Source organism: Deltaproteobacteria bacterium, assembly GCA_019309045.1.
Lineage (GTDB): Bacteria > Desulfobacterota > Syntrophobacteria > BM002 > BM002 > JAFDGZ01.
Map to the genome: position 1 here is coordinate 1 of JAFDGZ010000005.1, position 23,725 is coordinate 23,725.

The window sequence follows — 23,725 nt, forward strand, 5'->3', positions numbered from 1 at the left end:
CTTTGAGGATCTTGCCGAAATCGCGCTTTGTCTGGAGCCCGTGGAGCTTGGCGTAGAAGTGAAAAATATCTCCCTTTTTGCCGCAGCCCTGGCAGAAATAGATTCCTTTCGCACTGTTGAAATTGAAAGAGGCGTTTTTTTCGGCATGGAACGGGCAAACGGCTTTGTATTCCTGGCCGCCAGCAGGCTTTACTCTTGGCAGGTATTTTTCGTAAAAAGTGAGGTAGTTGCCCTTAAAATGGGATTCGATGTTCTTCTTCACCTGTTCTGCCCATGCCTTTCAGGTTAACTTCTGCCAGAACCACCCTGAGTGTTGCATATTCCAGGTGGTACGCTGCCCAATCGTCTGCAATGGTTTGATCGAGGAAATATTTCCTGGTTTCAGCATCGGCATAGCCGCCTATCTCTACCTCACTTGGGACTATACCTCTGCTTAATTCCCAGTTGGCGACGGTATCTATAAACCTAACAGGAAAATGATCCACGTGTGAATTTCGGGGGGTTAGAGGAGTCCCGGCAACCTCACATACTGGGTCTTGGTTTGTTCGGAAAAATTCTCGTTTGAAGTCGATAATTTGTTGAGCTACGGTTGCTCGGCAGGCGTCAAGGTAATCCCGGTAGTGCCAGTCTTTGGGTTGGTACACACACTTATAGAAACTGAAATCTGTTTCTGAGCCATCGATCCTTTCGATCATGAAGCATTTTTTATGAAAAACAGGATTTTCTGAGACTCTGAATGCTTTTATTCCCGGACCGATCTTTTGAGATGCCCACCTATGGCCTGTTTTAATGAGATCCAGCAAAAAATCAGAATGCTCAGGTGATAGATACTCGCCAATTTTATGTGAATGGAGAAGGTTGCTAGTAAAATCAATGATTTCTTTCTTGTTTTTAAAAGTTTGGCGACCTATCCGGTATTCCATTCATGCCCCCCTTAACCCGAAAATTTTGAAACCCAATTCGACCAAGCTACGTGGGATAAGGCCCCACCCGTACGCAGTGATGAGGAGCCTTTTTATGATGCTGCGTAAGTTTCTCACTTCATTTCCTCCGCCAATTTCTCTGCGACCTCAGTAGCCTGCTGGTCCTGCAGGCTTGCTAGCCACTGGTCCAAGTCTCGGCGCCGGACAAGCATGCGCCCGTTCGGCAGCCGGGCTACGGGGATCTCCCCGCTGCGCAAGAGTTTGCGAAAAGTGCGAAGGCCACAATCGCAGTAGGCAGCCCCAGTCGAGGGCTTCATCCAAGCCGGCCACTGGCAGCTCATAGCAGCGTTCCCAGTTCCTTTATGGTGAGACCCAGCGCTTCTGCCAGACGTCGTTGCATCGCTGGGCCAGGCGAAACAATGCCCCCTAAGATCTGCGAGAGATAACCAGGGTGGATACCTAGACGTTCTGCAAATTCGCGCAGGCTTGCGTATCCGGCACTGTAGATCTGCGCCTTCAGGCTGAGGCGCCGCCTTCTTGGGATAGTCTCCTGCATTGCCACGGTGCTCATTTCATTCTCCCGTTAAAATAAAAAAAGAGGCTGTATTCACACAGCCTCCTTGTAGAAAAATTATTAAGTCTCTGTAAGGGTGTTCTAGATAACCGCTTACCCGTCTAAGATATCGTTAAGATATTTCTTGTCTGCCAGCATCTTTGCTTCAGGGTGACGTTGCCGCCATCTCTGGGATTTTGCTGCCTGCCTGCAGCGTTCGCTGCAATACAGCCTGCGCGGACTGGCATCCCTGGGCAGAATATTTGTGCAGCGCAAATTCGCGCATGGCCGATAGCCCTGGGCAATGAACCACTCGCGCCAGCAGCTGGCGTACTGTTTCTGTTGCACTTCTTCGATAATGCGTTCGACAACCGAGTCGGCTTCGTTCTCCGGCAGCACTTTGCGGATCTGTTTCTTGAGCTGCACGTCGCCATTTTTGACGGTACTCTTGATGGTGATCTCTGTGACGGTTTCGGTGGTGTTCTTCGTCGACATTGACTGCCTCCTGGTAGCAGTCCCTGGAGAAGAAAGCCTGGGGTCCGGCTGGCCAGGAAATCCAGCTTTTCGGGGGATCCATCCCTAGACCCCAGGGGTGCAGATTTCGAGTTAAAACGGGTGCAGATCAGGTGCAAAATGTAGGCAAATTGTTCTCAGTATGTCAATGCTGCTTTGCACTAAGTCATTAAAATAATTACATGCCACTGTTTTCTTTGACAATATGAAACAGCAAAGACATCAAGGGTGATTGCGCGGAGAATACCCGGCAAAGACAGGCCATGAGGGTATGCCCGCGGTTAGGCGGCTGAATGGCCGGGGTAAAATGCTCCGCCCTGCAGGCCATCTGCACCTTGGACTCTTGAGGTCAAGTGCGGCCGGCAACCTGCAGCCCCTCACAGTGCAGTTCTGCAGTTGTTGAAGAAGCAGGGGGTCAACGCTGCAGGTAGAGGTGGGGTATCCACACAGACAGGGCGGGGATATAGGTGACGAGAAGAAGCACGGCGATAGCGGCCAGCACAAAAGGGACAATGGCCCTGCTGATGCGCTCCAGAGAGATACCGGCGATGCCGCTGCTGATAAATAGACAGACCCCCAGGGGCGGGGTGGTCAATCCTATGACCAGATTGAGCACCATAATGGCGCCGAAATGGATGGGATCCACCCCTATCCTGCTGGCAAGGGGCAAGAGCACGGGCGTGAGTATAATGAGAGAGGCAGTGGTCTCCATAAAGGTGCCCACAAAGAGCAGGAACAGGTTCAACATCAAGAGAATGGCCCAGCGGCTGCTGAACACGCCTGTCAAAGCAGTCACCAGCTTCTGAGGCATTTCCAGGGCGGCCATGAGCCAGCCAAATATGGCTGCGTTGGCAATGATGAACATAATCACCGCCGTGACCACCACGCTTTCCAGCATCAATGCGGGCAATTGCTTCAGGGTGAGTTCCCGGTAGACAAAACGGCCGATGACAAAGGCATACAGGACAGATACTGCAGCAGCCTCGGTGGGGGTGAAGATGCCCCCCAGAATGCCCCCCAGAATTATTGCCGGCATGAACAGGGCCAGGAGCGCATCTTTAAAACCGCGGCCGAACCCCTTGCGGCGTTCTGCGGCGCAGTGGTCCGGCAGCTGCTTTTTGCGACTGCCGCCGTAGAGCGCCACTGCCATGAGGGCGGCTCCCACCAGGAGCCCGGGGATAATGCCTGCCAGAAACAGGGCAGCTATGGACTGTTCGGCGGAAACCCCGTAGATGATCATGGGGATGCTTGGAGGAATGATTGGCCCCAGCGTGGATGAGGCGGCAGTAATGGCGGCGGAATAGTCCAGATCGTAGCCCTCTTCATTCATGGCTGGGATGAGGACCGAGCCGATGGCAGCGGTATCCGCCACGGCTGCCCCGGTAATTCCCGCAAAGAACATGCTGGCCACCACATTGACCAGGGCCAGGCCGCCGCGGATATGGCCAACGAGCACCTGGGCAAAGGACACCAGACGCCGGGTGATGCCGCCGGCATTCATCAGGGTGCCGGCAAAGACAAAAAAGGGAACGGCGAGCAGAGCAAAGGAATCCACTCCCTGAAACATCATGTGAGGCAAGAGAAGAAGGGGCGTGTGCTCGAGGGACAGCAGGCCGATCAGGGAGCTGATGCCGATGCAGAAGGCAATCGGAGCCCCGAGTATTAGCAGCAAGATGAAGCTGAGGCCTATCAAAGTCACTCACTGCTCCTTGTATCCAGAGTGCCCCGAGAAGAGGCCAGCCGGGCTGCAGTGTGGACCAGCATAATGAGGCCGCCGCTGGGCAGGGCAAGATAGACCAGGCCCATGGAGACGCCCATGGCCGGAGAGTGCTGCCCCAGATTGAAAAGAGCCAGCTGCGCCCCCTTTACCGTGAAAATGATCAGAAAAACAGCAACAGGAAAAAGGCACGTCTGGCGAAGCAGTGACTGAGCCCTGGCCGGCAGGAGCGGCTGCAGGATGTCGAGTCCCATGTGGCTGCCCTTCTTGAGTGCAATGCCAGCACCGAGGAAGGTGAGCCATACCATGAGGTAGCGGGCAAGCTCCTCGGACCAGGGAAGGGAAGCAGAAATCACGTAGCGGCAAAAGACCTGGGCCAGCACAACCATGGTCATGACCAGGAGAAGCAAACAGCAGACCCCCTGTGATATTCGATTCAAGAAGTTGCTGACAAGAGTAAGCACGGCACCACCTTTCTGCTGAAGAAGACTCGCACCTGCTGCATGAAGCCGCAGCCAGATATTTCATGAACCGGCCTGACAAGAGCTTGAAAATAGTCTCTCTGACCAGGAGCAGGCTGCCAGGGTTGCGATTGCACCAGCAGGTGGTTCATGAAATATCCGGGCAAGGCAAGGCTCAGATCGCACCTCTTGGGCAGAGCTTCCACTGCAGGGACGAGCCTGTCAGAGAAATCCGGGAACGGTCTCTTACAGTCCGCATAAGGCGCCTGCTGACAACAGCATGCAGCCGGTCAGCAAGAGGGACTAGGGAGTGTCCTGAATCTCCTGGATGAGAGTTTTCCCGAAGCGAGGTTCATATTTCCGGTATACGGGCTCCATGGCACGGCGGAAAAGAGTGCGATCTGGCCTGGTTACCTGCATGCCCAGGGACTGCAATTTGACCAGTGTTTCAGCCTCATTCTTCCTGATGTAGGCCTTTTCCATCTTGCCGGCTGCTGCGGCAGCGCTCAGGAAGGCCTGGCGATCCTCTGGAGAGAGGCTCTGGTACTTTTTGAGATTCATGAGCAACAGGGCAGGGGAATAGAAGTGGGCCGTGAGAGCCAGGTACTTCTGGAAGTCGTACAGTCCGTGGGAATAGATAATATTGATGGGATTCTCCTGGCCGTCGATGGTACCCTGTTTGAGCGCGGTGAGCGCCTCTCCCCAGGCCATGGGTGTGGGGTTTGCTCCCAGGAGGCGGAAAGAATCCAGGTGTACCTCGTTTTCCATAGTGCGAATAACGAGACCCCGGCAGTCTGCAGGCTTCAATATGGGCCGCCGGTTATTGGTGAGATTTCTGAAGCCGTTTTCCCAGAAGGCCAGTCCCTTGATGCCGGCTTTTTCCAGTTCCGCCAGCAGGGAACGTCCTATTGGGCCCTCGAGAACGTGGTCCACATGCGTGGTGTTGCGGAAGAGAAATGGCAGATCAACCACTGACATTTTGGGAACGAAACCTCCCAGGGGACCCGTGGAGGTGACCACCAGGTCAATGCTGCCTATCTGTAATTGTTCCACCAGCGACCGCTCGCTTCCCAATTGCTTATTGGGAAAAATGCGGATGTTGAAGCGGTTGTCAGTTTGCTGTTCCACCAACTTGACAAATTGTTCGGCACCGAGATGATACGGAGCGGTAACGCTCACGGCATGAGCAAGTCTCAGTGCCTGGGTGGCTGCCTCTGCTGTGGGTCCCCACAAGAGTACACAACAGATGGTCAACCCCACTGCGGCGATCTTTTTCATTTACGCCTCCTTTCCAAGCTGCTCACTGGTTTTGCCAAAACGGCGCTCTCGCTGTTGAAAGTCGAAGAGCGCCTCCATTAGTTGCTCTTCGCGAAAGTCGGGCCAGTACACTGGCGTGATATAAATTTCTGTGTAGGCCAGCTGCCAGAGCATGAAGTTGCTGAGGCGATATTCCCCGCTTGTGCGGATGAGCAGATCAGGGTCCGGCATGCCGCCCGTGTCGAGAAACGAGGAAAGAGTCTCTTCTCTTATATCTGCGGCTGTGAGCTGTCCAGAACTGCAGAGTGTTGCCAGGCGGCGGGCTGCTCTGACAATTTCGTCCCGACCACTGTAGCTGAGGGCCAGGTTGAGTATCATATCTTTGTTGGCTGCAGTCTTTTGCATGGTGTCTCGCAGGAGTCGCTTCACTCTGCCCGGCAGGTCTTCTATGTTGCCCAGGGTGTTGAGACGGATGCCATTTTCGAGCATTTCAGACAATTCTGATTTCAGGTAGTCGCGCAACAGCTGCCAGAGCGCCTGAACCTCCAGGCTCGGGCGCTGCCAGTTTTCCTTGGAAAAGGCATAGAGAGTGAGCACCGGGATGCCTATCTTGCGGCAGGCACGCACAATGAGACGCACTGATTCCGCCCCCTGGCGGTGGCCCTCTATGCGAGTCAAGTTGCGTTGTTTGGCCCAGCGGCCATTGCCGTCCATAATGATGGCCAGATGCTGGGGGAGTTTTTCTAGCGTGGATGTTTTCATTTGAAAGAATCAAGGAACCTGCCGCAATAAAAATGATAGCACAAAAGAGAGGTTTTGTTCCTCAAAAGTGTGGGAAAGGCTCGATACAGCCACAAGAGACACGACTGTCTGCGGTGCAGGCCGCAATCTCAACAGGCGGCATAGTCGCAACCGCCGCCCATGGCGGCATTCAGATCTCCAGGATCTCCTTCTCTTTGGCAGCACATATATCGTCGATTTCCGAGATGAACTGATCAGTAATCTTTTGAATCTCGTCCTGGGAGCGGAAGAGATCATCCTCGGATATTTCTTTTTCGTTTTTGAGCTCCTTGAGCATCTCGTTGGCGTCCCGGCGGATGTTGCGCACGGCAACCTTGCTTTCCTCGGCCATTTTCCTGGCGATTCTGACCAGCTCTTTGCGGCGCTCCTCCGTGAGGGGAGGGATGGCAATCCTGATGACTTTGCCGTCGTTCATGGGTGTCAGTCCCAGCTCGGACTTGAGGATGGCCTTTTCGATATCGCCAATGACTGTCTTGTCCCAGGGTTGAATGACGATAAGCCGCGGTTCAGGCACAGACAGGGAAGCCATCTGCACCAGGGGTGTGAGTGTGCCGTAATAGGAAACCCGGATATTGTCCAGCAAAGAGGTGGAGGCGCGTCCAGTGCGCAGTCTGCTGTACTCGCGCTTGAGGGCCTCGATGCTCTTGGTCATTCGTTCTCTGGTTTCTGCAAAGACTTCATCAACCATGACTTTTCCCCTCCACTAGAGTGCCCACGGGTTCGCCGCATACCGCTCTCTTGATGTTGCTCGCTGTGGTGAGATTGAAGACAATAATGGGCATGGCATTGTCCATGGCCAGAGAGACAGCAGTGGCATCCATAACCTTCAGCTGTTTTTGCAGGACCTCCAGGTAAGTGAGCCGGTCGTATTTCTTCACACCAGCGTGGGTGGTGGGATCGGCCGGGTAGACCCCGTCGACTTTGGTGGCTTTGAGAATTACCTCAGCATGAATTTCCATGGCGCGGAGCGCAGCCGCTGTGTCAGTTGTGAAATACGGGTTGCCAGTGCCGGCAGCGAAGATCACCACACGGCCCTTCTCGAGGTGCCGAATGGCCCGGCGGCGGATATAGGGCTCGGCCACCTGTATCATGGAGATAGCGGACTGGACCCTCGTCTGGGCCCCCAGTCTTTCCAGGGCGTCCTGCAGGGCCAGAGCGTTCATAACAGTGGCCAGCATGCCCATGTTGTCTGCCAGGGCCCGGTCCATGCCGTAGGCAGCAGCAGCAACACCTCTGAAGATGTTGCCACCGCCAATGACCATGGCCACCTGGACGCCGAGATCCCCGACTTCGACAATTTCTCTGGCCACAGTGGAAATGACTTCCGGACTGATTCCGTAGGAAGCATCTCCCATAAGCGCTTCACCACTGATCTTGAGAAGAATTCGGCGGTATTTTACTCCGGCCATGATCGGTAGATCTCACCTGTTCTGGACGGTGCAGCCAGAAACTTTTCAGCCTTGCTGGTCTTCTCCCAGTTGGTAGCGAACAAAACGACGTACCACTATATTCTCACCCGTCTGGGCCCGCAGTTCATTGAGGAGATCGGCAATGGTCAGGTCTGTATCCCTGACATAGGCCTGCTCCATGAGGCACACGTCCCGATAGAATTTTGCCAGTTTACCTTCGACTATCCTGTCCACTATGTGCTCGGGTTTGCCTGACTCCAGTGCCTGGGCTCGATAGATCTCTCGCTCACGATCCACAACTGCCTGGTCGAGATCTTCACGCTGGATGGCCAGGGGATTGGTGGCTGTGATGTGCATGGCCAGATTCTTGACAAATTCTCCAAAGGGTTCACTCTTGGCAGTGAAATCTGTTTCACAATTAACTTCTACCAGAACGCCAATTTTGCCGCCGGCATGGATATAGGCGTGAATCTGGCCCTCGCTGGCTACTCTGCCAGCTCGTTTGCGGGCAACTGCCAGGCCTTTCTGGCGGAGAAAATCGACGGCCTTTTCCAGGTCACCATCAGTTTCCTGAAGCGCCGACTTGCAATCCATGATGCCGGCATTTGTTTTTTCACGAAGCTCTTTCACCATTGCTGAAGTGATCTGCAACTTACACCTCCCTGAGAACTACTCTGCAACATTGACAATTTCGATTTCGGGCCCGCCCTCTTCGGCAGCAATGCTGCCTATGACTCCAGCCTGCTCTTCCACTGCCTGCTTGTCGAGTTCAGCCTGCAGTCGTTCTTCCCTTTTCTGCTTGCCCTCCAGGCAGGCGTCAGCGATTTTTGAAGAGAACAGGCGGATGGAGCGAATGGCGTCGTCATTGCCGGGGATGACATAATCTATGGGGTCCGGGTCGCAATTGCTGTCCACCAGAGCGACAATGGGAATTTTGAGTTTGTTGGCCTCGGCTACGGCAATATTTTCCCGGCGCGGGTCTATGATAAACAAGGCCCCAGGCAGCCTTTCCATGTCAGCAATGCCGCCAAGATTTCTATCCAGTTTCATCATCTCCCGCTCCATGCGAAGGATTTCTTTCTTGGGAAATTTGTTGATGGTGCCATCCTGTTTCATTGCCTGCAGTTCTTTGAGTCGATCGATGCTCTTCTTTATCGTTTGAAAATTGGTGAGCATTCCCCCCAACCAGCGGTGGGTGACGCGGTACATGCCGCAACGCTCACTCTCTTCCACGATGGAGTCTACTGCCTGCTTCTTGGTTCCCACGAACAGCACGGATTCTCCGGCAGCCACAGTGTCGACAATAAACTGATAGGCAACCTTGAAAAGCCGGACGGTTTTCTGCAAATCGATAATATAAATACCGTTTCGCGCTCCAAAGATGTACGGCTTCATCTTCGGGTTCCAGCGCCGGGTCTGGTGACCGAAGTGAACACCTGATTCAAGCAACTGTTTCATAGTAACTGGCGACATAATATCCTCCCTCTGGTTAATTCCGCCTCCCCACCTCATATCCCGGTTCATCCGGGGCACCAAAGGCGATGGGGGTGTGTGGTTGTGGGGTATGCTGGCATACCTCCGCACAAATCAACATCACCTATCACAGTTATGGACAAGTTTCAAGTATAAAAGCTAAGAGAACTGTTTGCTGCAGTGTTGCCGGAGATTACAGGATGTCCTGGATTCGACAGTGGCTGCTGCTTGTGAGAGGCAGCAAGTGTCATCCATCACACCCGAATCCTGGCAAAAATGCTCTCAATGAAGCCAGAGCGCTTCACAGAACTTTGCTGCCGGCCGACACAGAGCAGGGGCGCACTTTGACAAGCAGAAGGGTGGAAGGAGACCAGGATGCATGAGGCAGCGGCTGACTGTTTGCCTGCTGCAAGCGGTCCGGCTCAACAGGGCAAGATGCGGCCGACTCCTGCAGTAATCTCAGCGCTCTTGGGTCCACAATTGAGCAGGAGGTCCAGAAGAGACAGATTGGCGCGAAAGTCGCCCCACAGCTGCGGATACACCGGGGCAGTATACGTATAGTAGACAACCTTTATGCCGTGGCGGGCAAACACGGCCTCGTCAAGATGTTTTCTAGAGGAGCTCACGGTCAGATAGGAGTCGGCGGCCAGCATCTGGCACAAAGAGGCCAGGCGCTCGGAGCCTTTGCCTGCCAGGGCAAATCTGGAGCTCTTCAAGAAGGGACGACTGATGCCCAGGCAGAGTCTGAAATACTCCAGGATCTGCAGGTTCAGCTCCACGAGATGCTGCCACCTCTGCTGATAGATCTCCATGAGAAAATCGCGGTGTTCTCGCCAGAATGGGGCATTCTTGTAGGCGTGCTCCAGGCTCAGCAGATGTTTGCGCCGCCAGTCGAAGTCTTCACAGACTTCCACCTCGTTGATGCGCTGCAGGCCGCGGCCTCGCTTCCACACCGGTACAGTGAGCCACAGTTCCCCCTGATCATTCTTTAACCTGTTTCTATTGACCCAGCTGCCTCCCAGGGGAAATTGCACATCATCGAGCAAGACGAGGAGATCCGCCTGCATTGCCTTGAAGAACAGGCCGGGCCAGGGCAGGAAGTTGGGCTGGTGGCAGGCAACCATCATGAGTCGGCACTCCGGGGTACGGGCTGCTGGCACCCCTGCTTCTCCAGCAGTGTCCCTTCTGGGGGAGCAGTGGGCAGGGCGCTGTCATTCAGCTCCTGTAGTCAGCGTTGATTCTGACATAATCTAAACTGAGGTCACAGGTAAAGACAGACTCCCGGGCCTCTCCTTGCTGGAGGTCGATAGTAATCAAATACTCTGCTCGCTGCATGACCTCGGCAGCAGCCTTTTCTTGCTCCTCGCTCACCAGAACGCCGTTCTCCACCACTTTGACAGCATCAAAGTGGAGCGTGACTCGTTCGGGGACAAAGTCGATTGCCGCCCGACCCAGGGCCGCCATTATGCGACCCCAGTTCGGGTCCTGGCCGAAGAGGGCTGTCTTGACCAGCAGCGATTCGGCCACGGTGCGCGCGCCCCTCAGGGCCTGTTCCCGGGTGGCAGCACTGGTCAGCTTGATTTCCACGCACTTTGTACCGCCTTCGGCATCGCGCAGGATTTTTCTCGCCAGGATGGCCAGGGTATGGCCGAGGGCCTCCTGGAATATCCGGCCGTCATCCGAGTCGGCCCTGTGGATGGTGCGGTTGCTGGCCAGACCATTGGCCAGGACCAGCACGGTGTCATTGGTGCTCATATCTCCATCAATAGTGATGCGGTTGAAGGAGCGGCGAGTTTCCGCAGAGAGCATCGTTTGCAAGGCCTCTGGCGCCACTGCCGCATCGGTCGCCACAAAAGCAAGCATAGTGGCCATCTGGGGAGCGATCATGCCGGCGCCTTTGGCTATTCCCAGAAGGTTGAAGGAAGTGCCGCCCAGGTTTCCCCGCAGGCAGTGGAGCTTCTCTGCTGTGTCGGTGGTCATAATGGCAGCAGCAGCATCGTGCCAGCCGTCTGGCCGGCAGTCCGCCACCAGTCCGGGAAGGGCCTGAAGAATGGGTGTCAGTGGGAGCTGAGCGCCTATTACTCCTGTGGAGGCCAGCAGAACTTCCTCCGCCTGGCAGCCTATGGCCTCGGCGCTGGCCCGGGCTACGGTGCGGGCCCGCTGTAAGCCTTCCTCTCCGGTGCAGGCGTTGGCAATGCCGCTGTTGGCCACTATAGCCCGGCAAGCGCCGCGCTGCAGATGTTCGCTGCTGAGGACTACCGGCGCTGCCTTGACCCGGTTGCTGGTGAAGACGCCAGCAGCTACAGCCGGCACCTCACTCAATAGAAGAGTGAGATCAGGACGCCCCTGATAACGGATTCCTGAGGCTGCCGCACCAGCAACAAAGCCTGGCACTGTGTGGTCGGCAGGGTCGAGCAGGTCAACAAAGCGATCCATCATGGTCGGCTCTCCGAAAGAATGGCATCTGGATGCCCGGTTAGCTGGCGGCACCCTGCAGACAGCTTATTGTTTCTCTGTGGGCAAGACAGTACAGGCCGTGAACTGGAGCTCTTTTCTTTTTTCTGGTTCTGCCGGCAGCTAACGGCCGCAGCATTTCTTGTACTTCTTGCCGCTGCCACAGGGGCACGGCTGATTGCGGCCAATCTTGGCCTTTTTCCTGGTGGCTGGCTGCTGCTTGGCGGCGGCCGCTGAGTCTCCGTGGCTGAGGAACAGCGGCTGCTGCTGCTGGGCCGCCTCCAACTCCTCCCTTTCTTCCCTGGTGGCCACCTGAATCCTGAAGAGGACGCGGATGGTTTCCCGCTTTATCTGTTCAATCATTTCTTGAAAGATGGCCAGGCCCTCACGTTTGTATTCAATGAGAGGGTTCTGCTGAGCATAGCCCCGCAACCCTATGCCCTCCTTCAGGTGGTCCATGGCCAGCAGGTGCTCACGCCAGTGGTGGTCAACAGTCTGCAGGGTCACCACCCTTTCCATGTCGCGCATGATTTCCGCGCCCCACTGCTGCTCCTTCTGGTCGTAGCCTGTGCGCGCCTTGTCCAGGAGAAACTCCAGCAGTCCCTGCTGAGTAAGGCCTTCCTCGTCAGCCTGCCGCAGGTCGACCCGCAGAGAGAATTGACTGAAAAAGGCCTCTTCCAGACCCCGCAGATCCCACTCGTCGGGTGGCAGGTCTTCCCTGGCGTAGTTTTCCACCAGCTCGCTGATGATATCTTCAATCATGTCCATTATGACCGGCTTGAGATTTTCCTCCTCCAGGGCCTGCCGTCTTTGCTGGTAAATGATCTCGCGCTGCTGGTTCATGACGTCATCATATTCGAGCAGCTGTTTTCTGATGTTGAAGTTTTGGCCTTCCACCTTTTTCTGGGCATTTTCTATGGCCTTGGATATGAGCCCGTGTTCTATAGGCTGGTCTTCCTCCATGCCCACCCGATCCATGAGGCCAGCAATGCGTTCAGCAGCGAAGATTCTCATGAGATCGTCCTCAAGGGACAGATAGAATCTGGAGGAGCCTGGATCGCCCTGTCTGCCGGCGCGGCCGCGGAGCTGGTTGTCTATGCGGCGGGCTTCGTGTCGTTCTGTGCCAATGATATGCAGACCGCCCATCTCTACCACTCCGGGGCCGAGCACGATATCTGTACCGCGGCCGGCCATGTTGGTGGAGATGGTAACCGAGTTCTTCTGGCCCGCTCTGGCCACGATCTCTGCTTCCTTTTCGTGATTCTTGGCGTTGAGCACCGCGTGTTTGATGCCTTCTCTGGAGAGCATTTTGCTCAACCGCTCGGACTTTTCAATGGACACAGTGCCCACCAGAACCGGCCTGCCGATGCGGGCCAGTTCCTTTATTTCCCGGACAACCGCCTTGAACTTCTCTCGTTCGGTCTTGTAGATAACGTCAGGATAATCAGTCCTGATCATGGTCTTGTTGGTGGGAATGACCACCACATCGAGGTCATATATCTGGGCGAACTCAGAAGCCTCGGTGTCAGCGGTGCCGGTCATGCCGGCAAGCTTCTCGTACATGCGGAAATAGTTCTGAAAGGTGATGGTGGCTAGAGTCTGGTTTTCCTGGGCTACCTTGACGCCTTCTTTGGCTTCCAGAGCCTGATGCAGACCGTCGCTGTAGCGCCGGCCGGGCATGAGGCGGCCGGTGAATTCATCGACGATTACTATCTGGCCATCTTTGACCACATAGTCCACATCCTTGGTGAAAAGGGCAAAGGCCTTGAGAAGTTGATTGATGACATGGTTGCGGGTCAGCTTCTGTTCATATTCACTGCGGATGCGGTTCTGTTTTGCCGCTTTTTCTTCAGGCGACAGGGAGGAATCCTCGGCGATCCTTTCCAGCTCCACTTCCAGCTCAGGCAGAACAAAAAAGTTAGGATCGTTTTTGGCGATGATGTCCTTGCCCAGCTCTGTGGGAAAACAGTTGCGCTCCTTCTCCTCCACCACGTAATAGAGAGATTCGTCAACCTCTGGCAGTCGCTTGGCCAGGGAATAGTCCTGCTCCACATTCTTCAGGAGTTTTCTCACCGTTCCATTTTCAAGCATTTCCATAACTTGCGGGTGCTTGGGGGCTGCCCGATAGGCCCGAAGCAGCAGCTCGCCCGCCTCATATTCTTTTCCCTCTTGCAACAGGTGTTTGGCCTCACGGATCAGCTTGGCGGCCAGTTTCTGCTGGCGTTGGAAGAGGCTTGCCACTGGAGCGCGAAGTTTCTCGTAATCTTTGATGGAGTAGTCTACCGGTCCTGAGATAATCAAGGGCGTACGGGCCTCGTCGATGAGGATGCTGTCCACCTCGTCGACGATGGCGTAGAAGAGCTCCCGCTGCACACAGCCGGACAGGCTGAACTTCATGTTGTCCCGCAGATAGTCGAAGCCGAATTCATTGTTTGTTCCATAGGTCACGTCTGCGGCATAAGCCTCCTGCCGCTGTTGATCATCGAGGTGATGCAGGATCACCCCCACAGAAAGACCGAGAAAGCGGTAAATGGCGCCCATCCACTCGGCATCACGACGAGCCAGGTAGTCATTGACTGTCACCACATGCACACCGTGGCCAGCGAGAGCGTTGAGATAGACCGGCATGGTGGCGGCCAGGGTCTTGCCTTCACCCGTTTTCATTTCAGCAATTTTGCCCTGATGCAGAACGATGCCACCCAGCACCTGCACATCAAAGGGCCGCATGCCGAGCGTCCGTACGGATGCTTCTCTGACAACAGCAAAGGCTTCCGGCAGCAAATCGTCCAGAGAGGCGCCCTGAGAGATCTTCTCACGAAACATGGGGGTGTAAGCGGCCAGTTCTGCATCACTCAGGGCCCGCATCTTGGCTTCCAGCGCATTCACCTGATCCACCAGAGGGGCCAGACGTTTGAGTTCTCGTTCATTCTTGCTGCCGATTATTTTCTTCAAGGGGTTTGCCATATTAAACATTATACAGTTTCACCTCGTGCCAGGGTTAAGCAGTTGCTGAGCGGTCGAGGGGCTGCCTTTGCAGTCAGGGTATTGCAGTGTTCCAGAAAAATCTGCAGCCCCGGCACAGCAAGAACCTGCGCTCCAGGATTCATCCTGTTGTCAGCTGCCCTTGCACAGCCTCCCAGGAGAAAACGGGCAACTCTTACAATTCAAGAAGCATGGCAGTCTCATCACATTCCGGAAACTTGACACACTTCAAGCAGTCTACCCAAATCTTGTGGGGCAGGGTCGATTTGTCTACTACCTGGAACCCCTGTTTTCGAAAAAATTCCACCTGGTAAGTGAGCACGAAAATACGAAACAGGCCGAGGGTGACGGCTTCAGAGATGCAGGCTTCCACCAGTTTCCTGCCGATGCCGCGGCCGCGATGGCTCTGGCGCACCACCAGGGAACGAATCTCTGCCAGGTCCTCCCAGCAGATGTGCATGCTGCAGGTGCCGACAAGGTGTTCTCCGTCCTCTACGTAGACGAAAATATCCCGCAGATTGTCAAAAAGCTCACTGAGAGAGCGGGGCAAGAGCTCACCGCTCTCTGCTGGGCCTGTCAGCATTTTCTGAATTTCCCGCACATCACCAATGCGAGCCTTTCTGATTATGCCAGCCATAATTTTTCCTATAAAAACAGAGGACGTATCATTGCGGACATTATAGCCTGCCGCGGCCATCCGTCAACCTTGATACATTCCAGGCAAGCGTGCTGCCGCAGGTGCAGTGGAGAAAGAGCAGTTGAACTCACACAGATCAGCGGCGGCCCAGCCGTATGGGCCCACTGCCGGGGCAACTGACTTTCTAGTGCCGCCTCTTGGTGGCAAGCTCGTATTTGGAGATGAGTCGAGAGAGATATGTTCGCTGTATGTCCAGAGTTTTGGCTGTCGCTTTGACGCTGCCTCCGTGCATATCCAGGTTCTTTTGCAGAAAGTCTCGCTTCCAGGAGTCTAGGGCCTCCTTCAGAGAGAGACCTAGAAGGCTTTCGCTCGTTTCTGCCGCCGGTACCACGCTGAAGGGAAGATCTTCCGGCTGAATCTCCTCGTTGTTGCCCATGACAACGGCTCTTTCGATGGCGTTTTGCAGTTCGCGCACATTTCCAGGCCAGTGATAATTTTCCAGCACCTGCATGGTTTCACTGGCGAATTTCAAGTTGGCGGTTCCCCTGATGGGTTTGTATCTGTCCAGGAAGTATTGGGCCAGGACCAGAATATCTTCTCTCCTCTCCCTGAGCGGCGGGATATGAATGTGGACAACGTTCAATCTGTAATAGAGATCCTCACGGAACTTGCCCTTCTGCACTTGTTCGAAGAGGTCCTTGTTGGTGGCGGCAATTACCCTGATGTCCACCTTTCTCGGGGTGGGTGAGCCCACCCGGCTGAAAGTGCCTTCCTGTATTACGCGCAGGAGTTTGACCTGCATTGAAGGGCTCATCTCGGCAACCTCGTCCAGGAAGAGAGTGCCGCCGTCGGCAACGTCGAGCACACCAGTCTTGCGGGCGATGGCGCCGGTGAAGGCGCCTTTCTCATGGCCGAAAAGTTCGGATTCCAGGAGGGTCTCGGTAAAAGCGGCACAGTTTACCATCATCAACCTTTTCTTGCGCCGGGGGCCGATCTTGTGGATAAGTCTGGCAACCAATTCTTTGCCGGTGCCGCTCTCTCCGGTAATCAGAGTGGTGGTCTTCGAGTTTGCCACTTTTACGGCATCGGCAATGACCTTTTCCATGGCCTTGCTGGTGCCGATGATTTCGTAGCGGGATTCCAGCTCTTTTTTCAGGGAGATATTTTCATTGACAATGTCGCGGTAGTCTTTGGCGCGTTCAATGGCCACCGAGGCCAGCTGAGAAAAGTGGCTGAGGATTTCCATGTCGGATTCCCTGATAGCCTGGCCATCTTCCCTGTCAATGATCTCAATGACGCCGATTACCTCGTCACCGCTCTTGATGGGAACACAGGCAATAGATCTGGTTTCGAAGCCAGTGGCTTCACTGATGGTCTTGTCCCAGCGTTCGTCTTTGGACACGTCTGAGATGAGCAGAGGCTTCCCTGTAAGGGCCACATGGCCCGCAATACCCTGCCCCATTTTTATTTCAAATGTTTTGACCTCTTCTTTTACTGCGCCGGTGGCCACGTGAAAGTAGAGCTTGTTGGTGTTCTTGTCCACCAGCAGCAGAGAACTCGCCTTTGCTTCCATGAGGCGAGTTACCGATTCGATGATCATTTCCAACACACTTTCTGTATCCAGAACTGAAGTTAGCAGGGGAGAGATATCTTTCAGTATACTTATTCGTGGATCAACAGGCTGTTCTTTCATGGTGTTTTCCCTCTTTGACCTTGACTTGTGTATTGAGGAGTATACTCAAAAGAAAAAAAACGTCAATAATAATACCACAGTCAAAGAAAAAAGGGGCCTGGGTGGGGTGGAGCATGCCCAAAGGCCTGCAACCATTTTGGTGTAGAAATTGCAAGACTTGACAGCGGCCTGTTGCCTGAGCAAGGTATGTGGAAGCAACCGAAAGGATACATAATAACTCCTTAGCACGGCTAAAAAAAGCTTGACATGGCCTGGTAATTTCATTATTAGAAGGGGCCATAAAGGGGGTATCATTTGTTTACCTGCCTCTATTTACAGGTAAGTTGTACAAGGGAACTTGCGTGGTCTTTTGACAAAGCCAGGTACCCCCGCCACATTCATGTTGCCGGCCCTGGTGGATCCCCAGAAACTGTTCCGGCGTTAGCGCCGGGTGCTTTTTTTGAACCGTTTGCCCTGGTTTTCTTCGTTTCCATTTGCGCTTTGCACGCTAACTAGGAATGGGTGCCGGAATGAAACAGAAGAGGATAACGGTAATGTGGATGCCCTCGGTCAGCTCCGAGGCTCGGATATTTTCCCTTCGCCCTGGCATTCTCTATCTAGCCCTGTGCCTGCTCATCGTTTCCTGGATACTCCTTGCAGTGGGAGGGTACTGGAGCAGCAGGCTCTATCGGCAATACGTGGAGGTACAGAGGGAAAACCGTTCGCTGTTGCAGAAAGAAAAGGAACTCGAAGCCCTGCAAAAGACCATGGAGGGGATTAAGAAGCACGAAAAAATCATTCGCGGCTTTCTTGGCCTGGATGAAAAAAAGACCAGCGACAACGGACTCGGCCAAGGAGGTGAGCCTTCCCCTGACCTCTCCACAGTGGCCCTCAATGACACTATGACAGGGGCCGCCATAACGCCAGCTGCCAGACCGCATAGCCTGTCCTGGGTGCAACGAGCGCAAACTCTGGAAACAAATCTCAAAGAGCTGGTTGACATCATGCGCGACAGGCGCCAGATGTGGGACAGTACACCGAGTATTGTACCTGTTGAGGGCGGCGACTACTGGTTTTCCTCGGGCTTTGGCTGGCGGCGGAGCCCGTTTACCGGCTTGCGGGAATTTCACAACGGTTTGGATATCAGCGGACGCAAAGGTACGCACATCATTGCTCCAGCAAATGGTGTGGTGATAAAGCGCGGCAGAGACAAGTACCTGGGTAAATATCTCAAGATCAGTCATGGCAGAGGCATTGTTACCATCTACGGGCATCTTGCCGACTTCAAAGTCAAACGTGGCGACAAGGTAACTCGAGGTCAGGTAATCGCTGTTATGGGCAACACCGGACTTTCTACAGGGAACCATCTCCACTACATGGTAAAAGTGCACAACCGGGCAATAAATCCCATTCACTATATCCTGAACGCCAAGCGGAACACTCTAGTGGGGCACCCCTGAAGCGGATGTTTCATGAATTCACACCCTGGCGTGATTCCCTGCGTACCACCATAATTCATGGAGCATCCTTCTTGGAACTACCAGGACCGAGGAGCCATGAAATTGCGTAAGAGATCGCCTTTTGCACTCGACACCCTCATTGGGGCCAACACCATCTTCGAAGGGAGCATCTACAGTGAGCGCAGCGTCTGCGTGGAAGGCACTGTGCGAGGGAAAATCGAAGCAAAAGGGGAGGTGATGGTAGGACGCCGCGGCAGAGTGGAGGCCGATGTGCTGGCGGAATCGGTTGTTGTGGGTGGCCACATCATCGGTACGGTGAGGGCGGAGAAGCGCCTGGAAATAACTGCAACGGGCAGGGTGAGCGGCAATATCGAAGCCGGCAGGATAGCTGTGGCTGATGGCGGGGTCCTGGAGGGATTCTGCAGAATGCTGGGAAGAGAAGAGGTGCAATGCCCCCAGCTGGAGCAGAGGCTGGCAATCGAGGAAGGCCAGTGTGGAGAAGAACCCTGTGTGGCTGAACCTATAAAAGATGCAGAACAGATGTAGCAGAATTTGGCTGCCCCACCTTGGCAAGCCCCCAGTGTTGCATCCTTCCCCCTGGTCACTATGACAATTGCAAACCATCTCTTGCGGCCAGATTCATGCTGAGCCGCCACGGGGTGAATCTCGAGGTCTTGCCAGCAGGCGCCCCAGGATTGTATCACCTGCCCCGGAGGGCGCTGTGGCGGCCCTGGGCAGGGCTGCTGAAATGCAGCAGCAGACAACCTTTTTGACTCATACTGCAGGAGTTCCAGGACAAGACCTGCGCAGGGAAGGGCAATGCAAAAGGACATAGTAGTTACCATCTTCTCCAGGAGGAAGGGCAAGACAACCACTTTAAACCTGAATCGCCGTCTGCTTGCCATTGTGCTGCTTGTCCTGCTGACCATGGCAGCGGCCGCCCCTGTGCTTTTTCACCTGCTCCTGCAAGAGAGGCGGGAGCGGCAGCAGCTGGCAGAGAAGCTGGCAGGAGTCGAACTGGAGGTCGAGGATGCGACACAGGTGGAGCTGCCCCCTGTGAAGGAAATGGTCAGTGAGCAAGTCCAGGAGCCTGCCGAGGAGAAGAATGTCGAGGAGCCTGTAAATCCACAAGCAGCAGAACCTCCCACGGCAGGAACGCCAACCGCAGCCGCAGCAGCAGACACTTCTGCCGAGCCTGTGCCCTACGCCAGGGTGGAAAGCCCCCGGCTCGAACCCCTGGAGCAAGGTTCAGGGTTCCGGCTCAGTTTCAAACTGGCAAACGCTGCTGACAGCCCGATCTCTGGAAAACTGGTGATCATTGCCTCTCTCAAGCCCCCGCACCAGCCCCGATATGTTTCCTATCCCTATACCGAATTAACCAACGGCGAGCCTAGACAGCCGGGGAAACTTATTCGGTTCACAATTCGGAATTTCAAGTACATGGCCGCCAAATTCCGTTTTCCCTTTTCCTGGGCCGAATCATTCCGGGTTGCCATTTTTGACGCCGGCAACCAGCCGCTCTTCAATCAGGTAATCCCGGCTGAGGAAGTGGATACCAGCCTGTTGACGGGCGAGTAGGGGGTGTTGGTTATCGGTTATCAGTTGTTGGTTGTTGGCTGTTGGTCAACAGGGCGTGGTAGGGGATTGGCTGTACGGCAAAAAGTTGACAGCCGAGGGCTCTAGCCGGCGTTGCCCTGTGTTGCTGCCGATTTCCTAGGAGTGCATCAATTTAAGGAAAGACTCCACGACCTGGGGGTCGAACAGCCCTTTTTCAGCACCGCGGCGGATCTCCTCGCAGGCTGCCTGGCGGTCCCATTTTTCCCGGTAAGGACGCCACGAGGTCAGGGCATCATATACGTCGGCAACGAGAATGATCCTGGCTCCTAGGGGTATTTCTTCTCCTTTGAGTCCGTGCGGATAGCCGGAGCCATCAAAGGATTCATGGCTGTGGAGAACGATGTCCAGCATCAGCTCAGAGTCATAGCCCATCTCCTTGAGGATCCTGGGGCCCTCCAACGGGTGTTTTTCCACTTCCTGCAGCTCGTTGGCGCTGAGGGCTCCCATTCTGTTCAGGAGGTGAGGGGGAAGATTTTTCTTGCCTATGTCAGCCACATATCCCGCGTGCAGGATATCCAGCTTCTCCTGCTCGGCAACACCGAGTTCGGAGGCTATGGCATAAGAGAGAATCGCCACCACTCTGGCATGACCAATGCTGCCGTCCAGAGCTTCCACCGGTAGAATGATGTCATCTGAAAAGCGGATCAACTCTTCGGCACTGCCGTACTTGTGGTAAAGAGAGAGGGGAATCTTCTCCCTGTCCAGCAGCACATCCTTGAGCCCCACCACTTCATAGGCTGCGACTTTCTGCTCCCTTCCCCGGACAGAGAGTTCTGCAGCCTTCTGTTTTTGCATGGTTGCCTCGGCAAAGGCCACCTTGACATTGTCATTGTCAGGGAAAAGTTCCAGAACCCGCTCAAACGAATGGGCCGCCTCATCTGCCTCGCCGACAGACATGTACAGTTGCCCCATTTTTTCATAAAGTTCTGCCCGCAACCGAGGCTCCGTCTCCCTGTCAAGGGCGTGCTGGCACTGCGCCAGTTCTCTTTCCACAAGACTGTCCTGCCTCTGGGTGGAAACAAGGCTTCTCTTGAGGCGCAGATCCACGAAAGCTGCCACGCCTTCCACTGTGGCGCTGTCCACCAGTATAGATCCGGGCGGACAGGATTTTTCCAGCCTGGCGGCCAGATTGACCACATCTCCAATGGCAGTGTAATATTGCCTTCTCGAGCCGATGAGTCCCATGACCACCGGGCCGGAAGCGATACCTATGCGCGTTTGCCAGGGATAGTCCAGCCGGTCGATGCTCTGCTGCATTTTCATGGCAGCAAGCACCGCCAGTAAGCGATAGTTGGCATAATCCAACGGCGCTCCAAACTCGCACATTATGCCGTCGCCGGCGTACTTGTCAGTATGGCCATGATAGTCTGACAGTATAGGCTCCACTGCCTTCAAATAGCGGTTGAGATCCTGGACAATAGATTCTGGCGAGCGTTTTTCTGAGTAGCGGGTGAATCCCACGATATCTGAGAACATGATGCTGATTCTGCGCTTCTCATTGCGGAGCCTTCCCTCACTGATGAGCCTTACCACAGCGGGGTCCATGGTGGTATAGAGTATTTTTTCTATCTTGTCCCGGGAGGCCTCGGCGGCATCCCTGGCTCGGGCAAGTTCCCGGGTGCGCTGCTCCACCTTTCTTTCCATGGAAGTGCGGTACTCGTTGAGGCTGGCATGGGCATCGGCCAGTTCCTGTCTACTCTGCTCGAGCTCGCCTGAGAGCTGCTGACGTTCATGAAATCCCAGTTTGAGTTGTTCGCGCTGCCAGCCGACCATGGCCCCGGTAAAGATCAGGAAAAAGCCCCAGGTCAGCAAGTACAGATAGAGGTGCTGCAGCGTTCCAGGCAGCAGGAGCAGCTCTGGATAGCGAAGGGCAGAAAACAGCACCAGCAGGATGCAGGCAATGGCAGCTGGTATGGAACCGCGCAGGCCGAGAAAATAGCCTGCCATGATCACCGGCAGAAAGTACAGGGTAAGAAAGGGAACCCGCTGGGGAATGAGATAGGTCACCGCAATGATGATCCCGGAGAGGAACAGGATGAATACCTGTTCGAAATGACGCAGGAGATAACTTTTGACCCTGTCCACAGTGTAATCCTCACAGCAAACGACCCAGGGCTGCCCGAGGTGGGCTGTGTAGTGAATCCAGCCGGGGCCAGAGCAGAGAAAATGCGCCAGCAGGCACCCTGTGTGCAGACACCTTCGAGGAAACAGCAAAGCTCGTGCCAGGTTCCACTCAAACCTGGCAGAGAACTTGTAGACAACGCCGACAGAGGGGGCCTGGAGGGTGGTCAGAGACGAACGCAGCAGCCTGTAGCAGGCTGCAGGAAACTCACGGGCTCACGGCGGCGGTACACACTCACAGCCATCTGGGGGAATAATTCTCTCCAGTTGCTGCCAATGGTGCAGGTGGGGCTGCAACTGAGGTGGCTCGAGGATACCGTGCTCTGTGATGAAGGCAGTGACGAACTCTGCAGGGGTGACGTCAAAATAGACGTTGCGGCAATGATCCGGGTGGCGGCGCCAGACCTCGCTGCCGGATTTTGCCTCCAGCATGCAGGTGCTGCTGTCTGCCGCAGTGTTGATTTTAAAGGTGTCAGCAGCCACTAGAAAATCCACCTGGTGGTATTTGGCCACCAGAGCTGCCAGGTAGGTGCCGCTCTTGTTCACTACAGCGAGGTCTCGCAGTACAGTATCAGCACCTACCAGCACCAGGTCTGCTGCTGGAACAGCCTGGCCGAGCTGGGCATCCGTGATCATTGTCAGGCGGCAGCCGCTTTCCAGGAGGCGGCTGAACAGGCGGCGTCCCTCCAACAGCGGCCGGGATTCAGCAATGGTGACTTGCCGACCCGCAGGCAATGCCCGGCTCAACATGGCCTCCACAGTCGAGGAATAACTCAGGGTTACTACTGAATGGCAGTTTTTTAACAGACGGCGAGCTTCAGCAAGTTGGAGGCCAACCAACTTCTGCTGTCTCCTCAACAGGTCATGGCCGAGGAGAACACCCTTCTGGCGAAGCTCCGGCATAGGCATGCCCTGGCAGGCGTACTGCTGAAACTGCTGGGCGAAAGTCAGGGACCAGTTGCGGATGGCCGCCATTGAAGGGCGGACAGCAGCAAGCTTGCGGGCTGAGCCGAGCACCACTGCGGCCAGTTCTTCTCCCCCGGCAGCTTTCGCCCGTCGGCAGACAGTTATGAGCACCTGTATGGCCCTGGCGGCAAGCTGGGCCGCACCGCTGCGCCGGTTGCGCTCAATCGCCTGCAAGCTGCTATTGATCAAGTCCATGGTCTGCTAGAACCCTCTCCAGAGTTTCTGCCAGGGCTGGCACCGTGCGAAAATTGCCAAGTTCCTGCGGTGACACCCATTGCATTTCCGTGTGCTCCCAGTCGAGCCTGATTTTCTTGGGTGATTTCACGGAGAAAAGAAAGGGATGCACTCGCCACAGGCGGCCGCGAGCCTGGTCCCTCACCTCCAGGCAGGCTCCAGCCTGGCGCAGGGTGACATCAGCTTCCTCGAGGCCAACTTCTTCTGCAAGTTCAATATAGGCCTGCTGTAAAGGGTCGGGGCTCTCGAGATAACCGCTCACCGCAGCCCAGTGCCCCTGGTAGGTGCGGACCCTGTTGCTCCTTTTCATCAGGAGTATCTTTCCCTGATGAACAAGAAAGACAGTGACCACATCGGTACAGGCTTGCTCGGAAGGCAACGGTTTTTCCCGGCTCATAGGCAGTTTTCCCCTCACGCTGCTGTTCACATTTGGCAAAAGCGATTTAATATTGTATAGCCATTGCACCATTGAGGT

The 23,725-nt window shown here is 55.0% G+C and carries 24 protein-coding genes; 3 read left to right on the forward strand and 21 right to left on the reverse strand.

Annotated features, from left to right (window positions below; genetic code table 11):
• From JRI89_01980 to JRI89_02065, 18 genes are all read right to left on the reverse strand, one after another.
• A partial coding sequence (locus tag JRI89_01980; GenBank protein MBW2070003.1) for a hypothetical protein occupies positions 1-262 on the reverse strand: 262 nt, incomplete at its 3' end.
• The gene (locus JRI89_01985; protein MBW2070004.1) at positions 234-923 is read right to left on the reverse strand and encodes a DCL family protein; all 690 of its coding nucleotides are present in this window, start codon (positions 921-923) and stop codon (positions 234-236) included. The genes JRI89_01980 and JRI89_01985, both read right to left, overlap by 29 nt.
• 113 nt (positions 924-1,036) lie before the next feature.
• The gene (locus tag JRI89_01990; GenBank protein ID MBW2070005.1) at positions 1,037-1,264 is read right to left on the reverse strand and encodes a helix-turn-helix domain-containing protein; all 228 of its coding nucleotides are present in this window, start codon (positions 1,262-1,264) and stop codon (positions 1,037-1,039) included.
• Complete coding sequence (locus JRI89_01995) at positions 1,261-1,494, reverse strand: helix-turn-helix transcriptional regulator (protein ID MBW2070006.1); 234 nt, start codon at positions 1,492-1,494, stop codon at positions 1,261-1,263. Before JRI89_01995 ends, JRI89_01990 begins: the two co-directional genes overlap by 4 nt.
• A gap of 96 nt (positions 1,495-1,590) precedes the next feature.
• A complete protein-coding gene (locus JRI89_02000) occupies positions 1,591-1,971 on the reverse strand; it encodes a hypothetical protein (protein MBW2070007.1) in 381 nt (126 codons plus the stop codon).
• 433 nt (positions 1,972-2,404) lie between these two features.
• Complete coding sequence (locus JRI89_02005) at positions 2,405-3,688, reverse strand: TRAP transporter large permease (protein MBW2070008.1); 1,284 nt, start codon at positions 3,686-3,688, stop codon at positions 2,405-2,407.
• Positions 3,685-4,170: a TRAP transporter small permease gene (locus JRI89_02010; GenBank protein MBW2070009.1), complete on the reverse strand. Its 486-nt coding sequence runs from the start codon at positions 4,168-4,170 to the stop codon at positions 3,685-3,687. The genes JRI89_02005 and JRI89_02010 overlap by 4 nt, the downstream gene beginning before the upstream one ends.
• Positions 4,171-4,470: 300 nt before the next feature.
• On the reverse strand, positions 4,471-5,445 hold the full coding sequence (locus JRI89_02015) for a TRAP transporter substrate-binding protein (GenBank protein MBW2070010.1): 975 nt from the start codon (positions 5,443-5,445) through the stop codon (positions 4,471-4,473).
• Positions 5,446-6,186: an isoprenyl transferase gene (locus JRI89_02020; protein ID MBW2070011.1), complete on the reverse strand. Its 741-nt coding sequence runs from the start codon at positions 6,184-6,186 to the stop codon at positions 5,446-5,448.
• Between the two features lie 169 nt (positions 6,187-6,355).
• Positions 6,356-6,913, reverse strand: a complete 558-nt coding sequence (gene frr / locus JRI89_02025) for a ribosome recycling factor (GenBank protein MBW2070012.1) — start codon at positions 6,911-6,913, stop codon at positions 6,356-6,358.
• Positions 6,906-7,634, reverse strand: a complete 729-nt coding sequence (locus JRI89_02030; GenBank protein ID MBW2070013.1) for a UMP kinase — start codon at positions 7,632-7,634, stop codon at positions 6,906-6,908. The genes frr and JRI89_02030 overlap by 8 nt, the downstream gene beginning before the upstream one ends.
• A 45-nt stretch (positions 7,635-7,679) precedes the next feature.
• Positions 7,680-8,285, reverse strand: coding sequence for a translation elongation factor Ts (gene tsf / locus JRI89_02035; GenBank protein MBW2070014.1), 606 nt, complete (start codon positions 8,283-8,285; stop codon positions 7,680-7,682).
• A gap of 18 nt (positions 8,286-8,303) precedes the next feature.
• Positions 8,304-9,107, reverse strand: coding sequence for a 30S ribosomal protein S2 (rpsB, locus tag JRI89_02040; protein MBW2070015.1), 804 nt, complete (start codon positions 9,105-9,107; stop codon positions 8,304-8,306).
• A gap of 422 nt (positions 9,108-9,529) precedes the next feature.
• Positions 9,530-10,267, reverse strand: a complete 738-nt coding sequence (locus JRI89_02045; protein ID MBW2070016.1) for a WbqC family protein — start codon at positions 10,265-10,267, stop codon at positions 9,530-9,532.
• A 55-nt stretch (positions 10,268-10,322) separates the two neighbouring features.
• Entirely contained in the window at positions 10,323-11,543 is a 1,221-nt protein-coding gene (gene argJ / locus JRI89_02050) for a bifunctional glutamate N-acetyltransferase/amino-acid acetyltransferase ArgJ (GenBank protein MBW2070017.1), read from the reverse strand.
• 141 nt (positions 11,544-11,684) lie between these two features.
• Positions 11,685-14,525 carry a preprotein translocase subunit SecA gene (gene secA, locus JRI89_02055; GenBank protein ID MBW2070018.1) on the reverse strand — a complete coding sequence of 947 codons (2,841 nt, stop codon included), beginning with the start codon at positions 14,523-14,525 and terminating at the stop codon, positions 11,685-11,687.
• A 193-nt stretch (positions 14,526-14,718) separates the two neighbouring features.
• Complete coding sequence (locus JRI89_02060) at positions 14,719-15,180, reverse strand: N-acetyltransferase (protein ID MBW2070019.1); 462 nt, start codon at positions 15,178-15,180, stop codon at positions 14,719-14,721.
• A gap of 184 nt (positions 15,181-15,364) precedes the next feature.
• The gene (locus JRI89_02065; GenBank protein ID MBW2070020.1) at positions 15,365-16,873 is read right to left on the reverse strand and encodes a sigma 54-interacting transcriptional regulator; all 1,509 of its coding nucleotides are present in this window, start codon (positions 16,871-16,873) and stop codon (positions 15,365-15,367) included.
• Positions 16,874-17,382: 509 nt separating this feature from the next.
• Here JRI89_02065 and JRI89_02070 point away from each other — a divergent pair.
• The 3 genes from JRI89_02070 to JRI89_02080 all read left to right on the forward strand — a co-directional run bounded on the left by JRI89_02070 (position 17,383) and on the right by JRI89_02080 (position 19,890).
• Positions 17,383-18,312: a M23 family metallopeptidase gene (locus JRI89_02070; protein ID MBW2070021.1), complete on the forward strand. Its 930-nt coding sequence runs from the start codon at positions 17,383-17,385 to the stop codon at positions 18,310-18,312.
• A gap of 96 nt (positions 18,313-18,408) precedes the next feature.
• Entirely contained in the window at positions 18,409-18,858 is a 450-nt protein-coding gene (locus JRI89_02075) for a polymer-forming cytoskeletal protein (GenBank protein MBW2070022.1), read from the forward strand.
• Between the two features lie 273 nt (positions 18,859-19,131).
• Complete coding sequence (locus tag JRI89_02080) at positions 19,132-19,890, forward strand: hypothetical protein (GenBank protein MBW2070023.1); 759 nt, start codon at positions 19,132-19,134, stop codon at positions 19,888-19,890.
• A gap of 135 nt (positions 19,891-20,025) precedes the next feature.
• Here the strand turns inward: JRI89_02080 and JRI89_02085 are convergent, their stop codons facing one another.
• From JRI89_02085 to JRI89_02095, 3 genes are all read right to left on the reverse strand, one after another.
• On the reverse strand, positions 20,026-22,014 hold the full coding sequence (locus tag JRI89_02085; protein MBW2070024.1) for an HD domain-containing protein: 1,989 nt from the start codon (positions 22,012-22,014) through the stop codon (positions 20,026-20,028).
• A gap of 252 nt (positions 22,015-22,266) precedes the next feature.
• The gene (locus tag JRI89_02090; protein MBW2070025.1) at positions 22,267-23,211 is read right to left on the reverse strand and encodes a hypothetical protein; all 945 of its coding nucleotides are present in this window, start codon (positions 23,209-23,211) and stop codon (positions 22,267-22,269) included.
• Positions 23,195-23,647 carry an NUDIX pyrophosphatase gene (locus JRI89_02095; protein MBW2070026.1) on the reverse strand — a complete coding sequence of 151 codons (453 nt, stop codon included), beginning with the start codon at positions 23,645-23,647 and terminating at the stop codon, positions 23,195-23,197. The genes JRI89_02090 and JRI89_02095 overlap by 17 nt, the downstream gene beginning before the upstream one ends.
• Between the last annotated feature and the right edge of the window lie 78 nt (positions 23,648-23,725).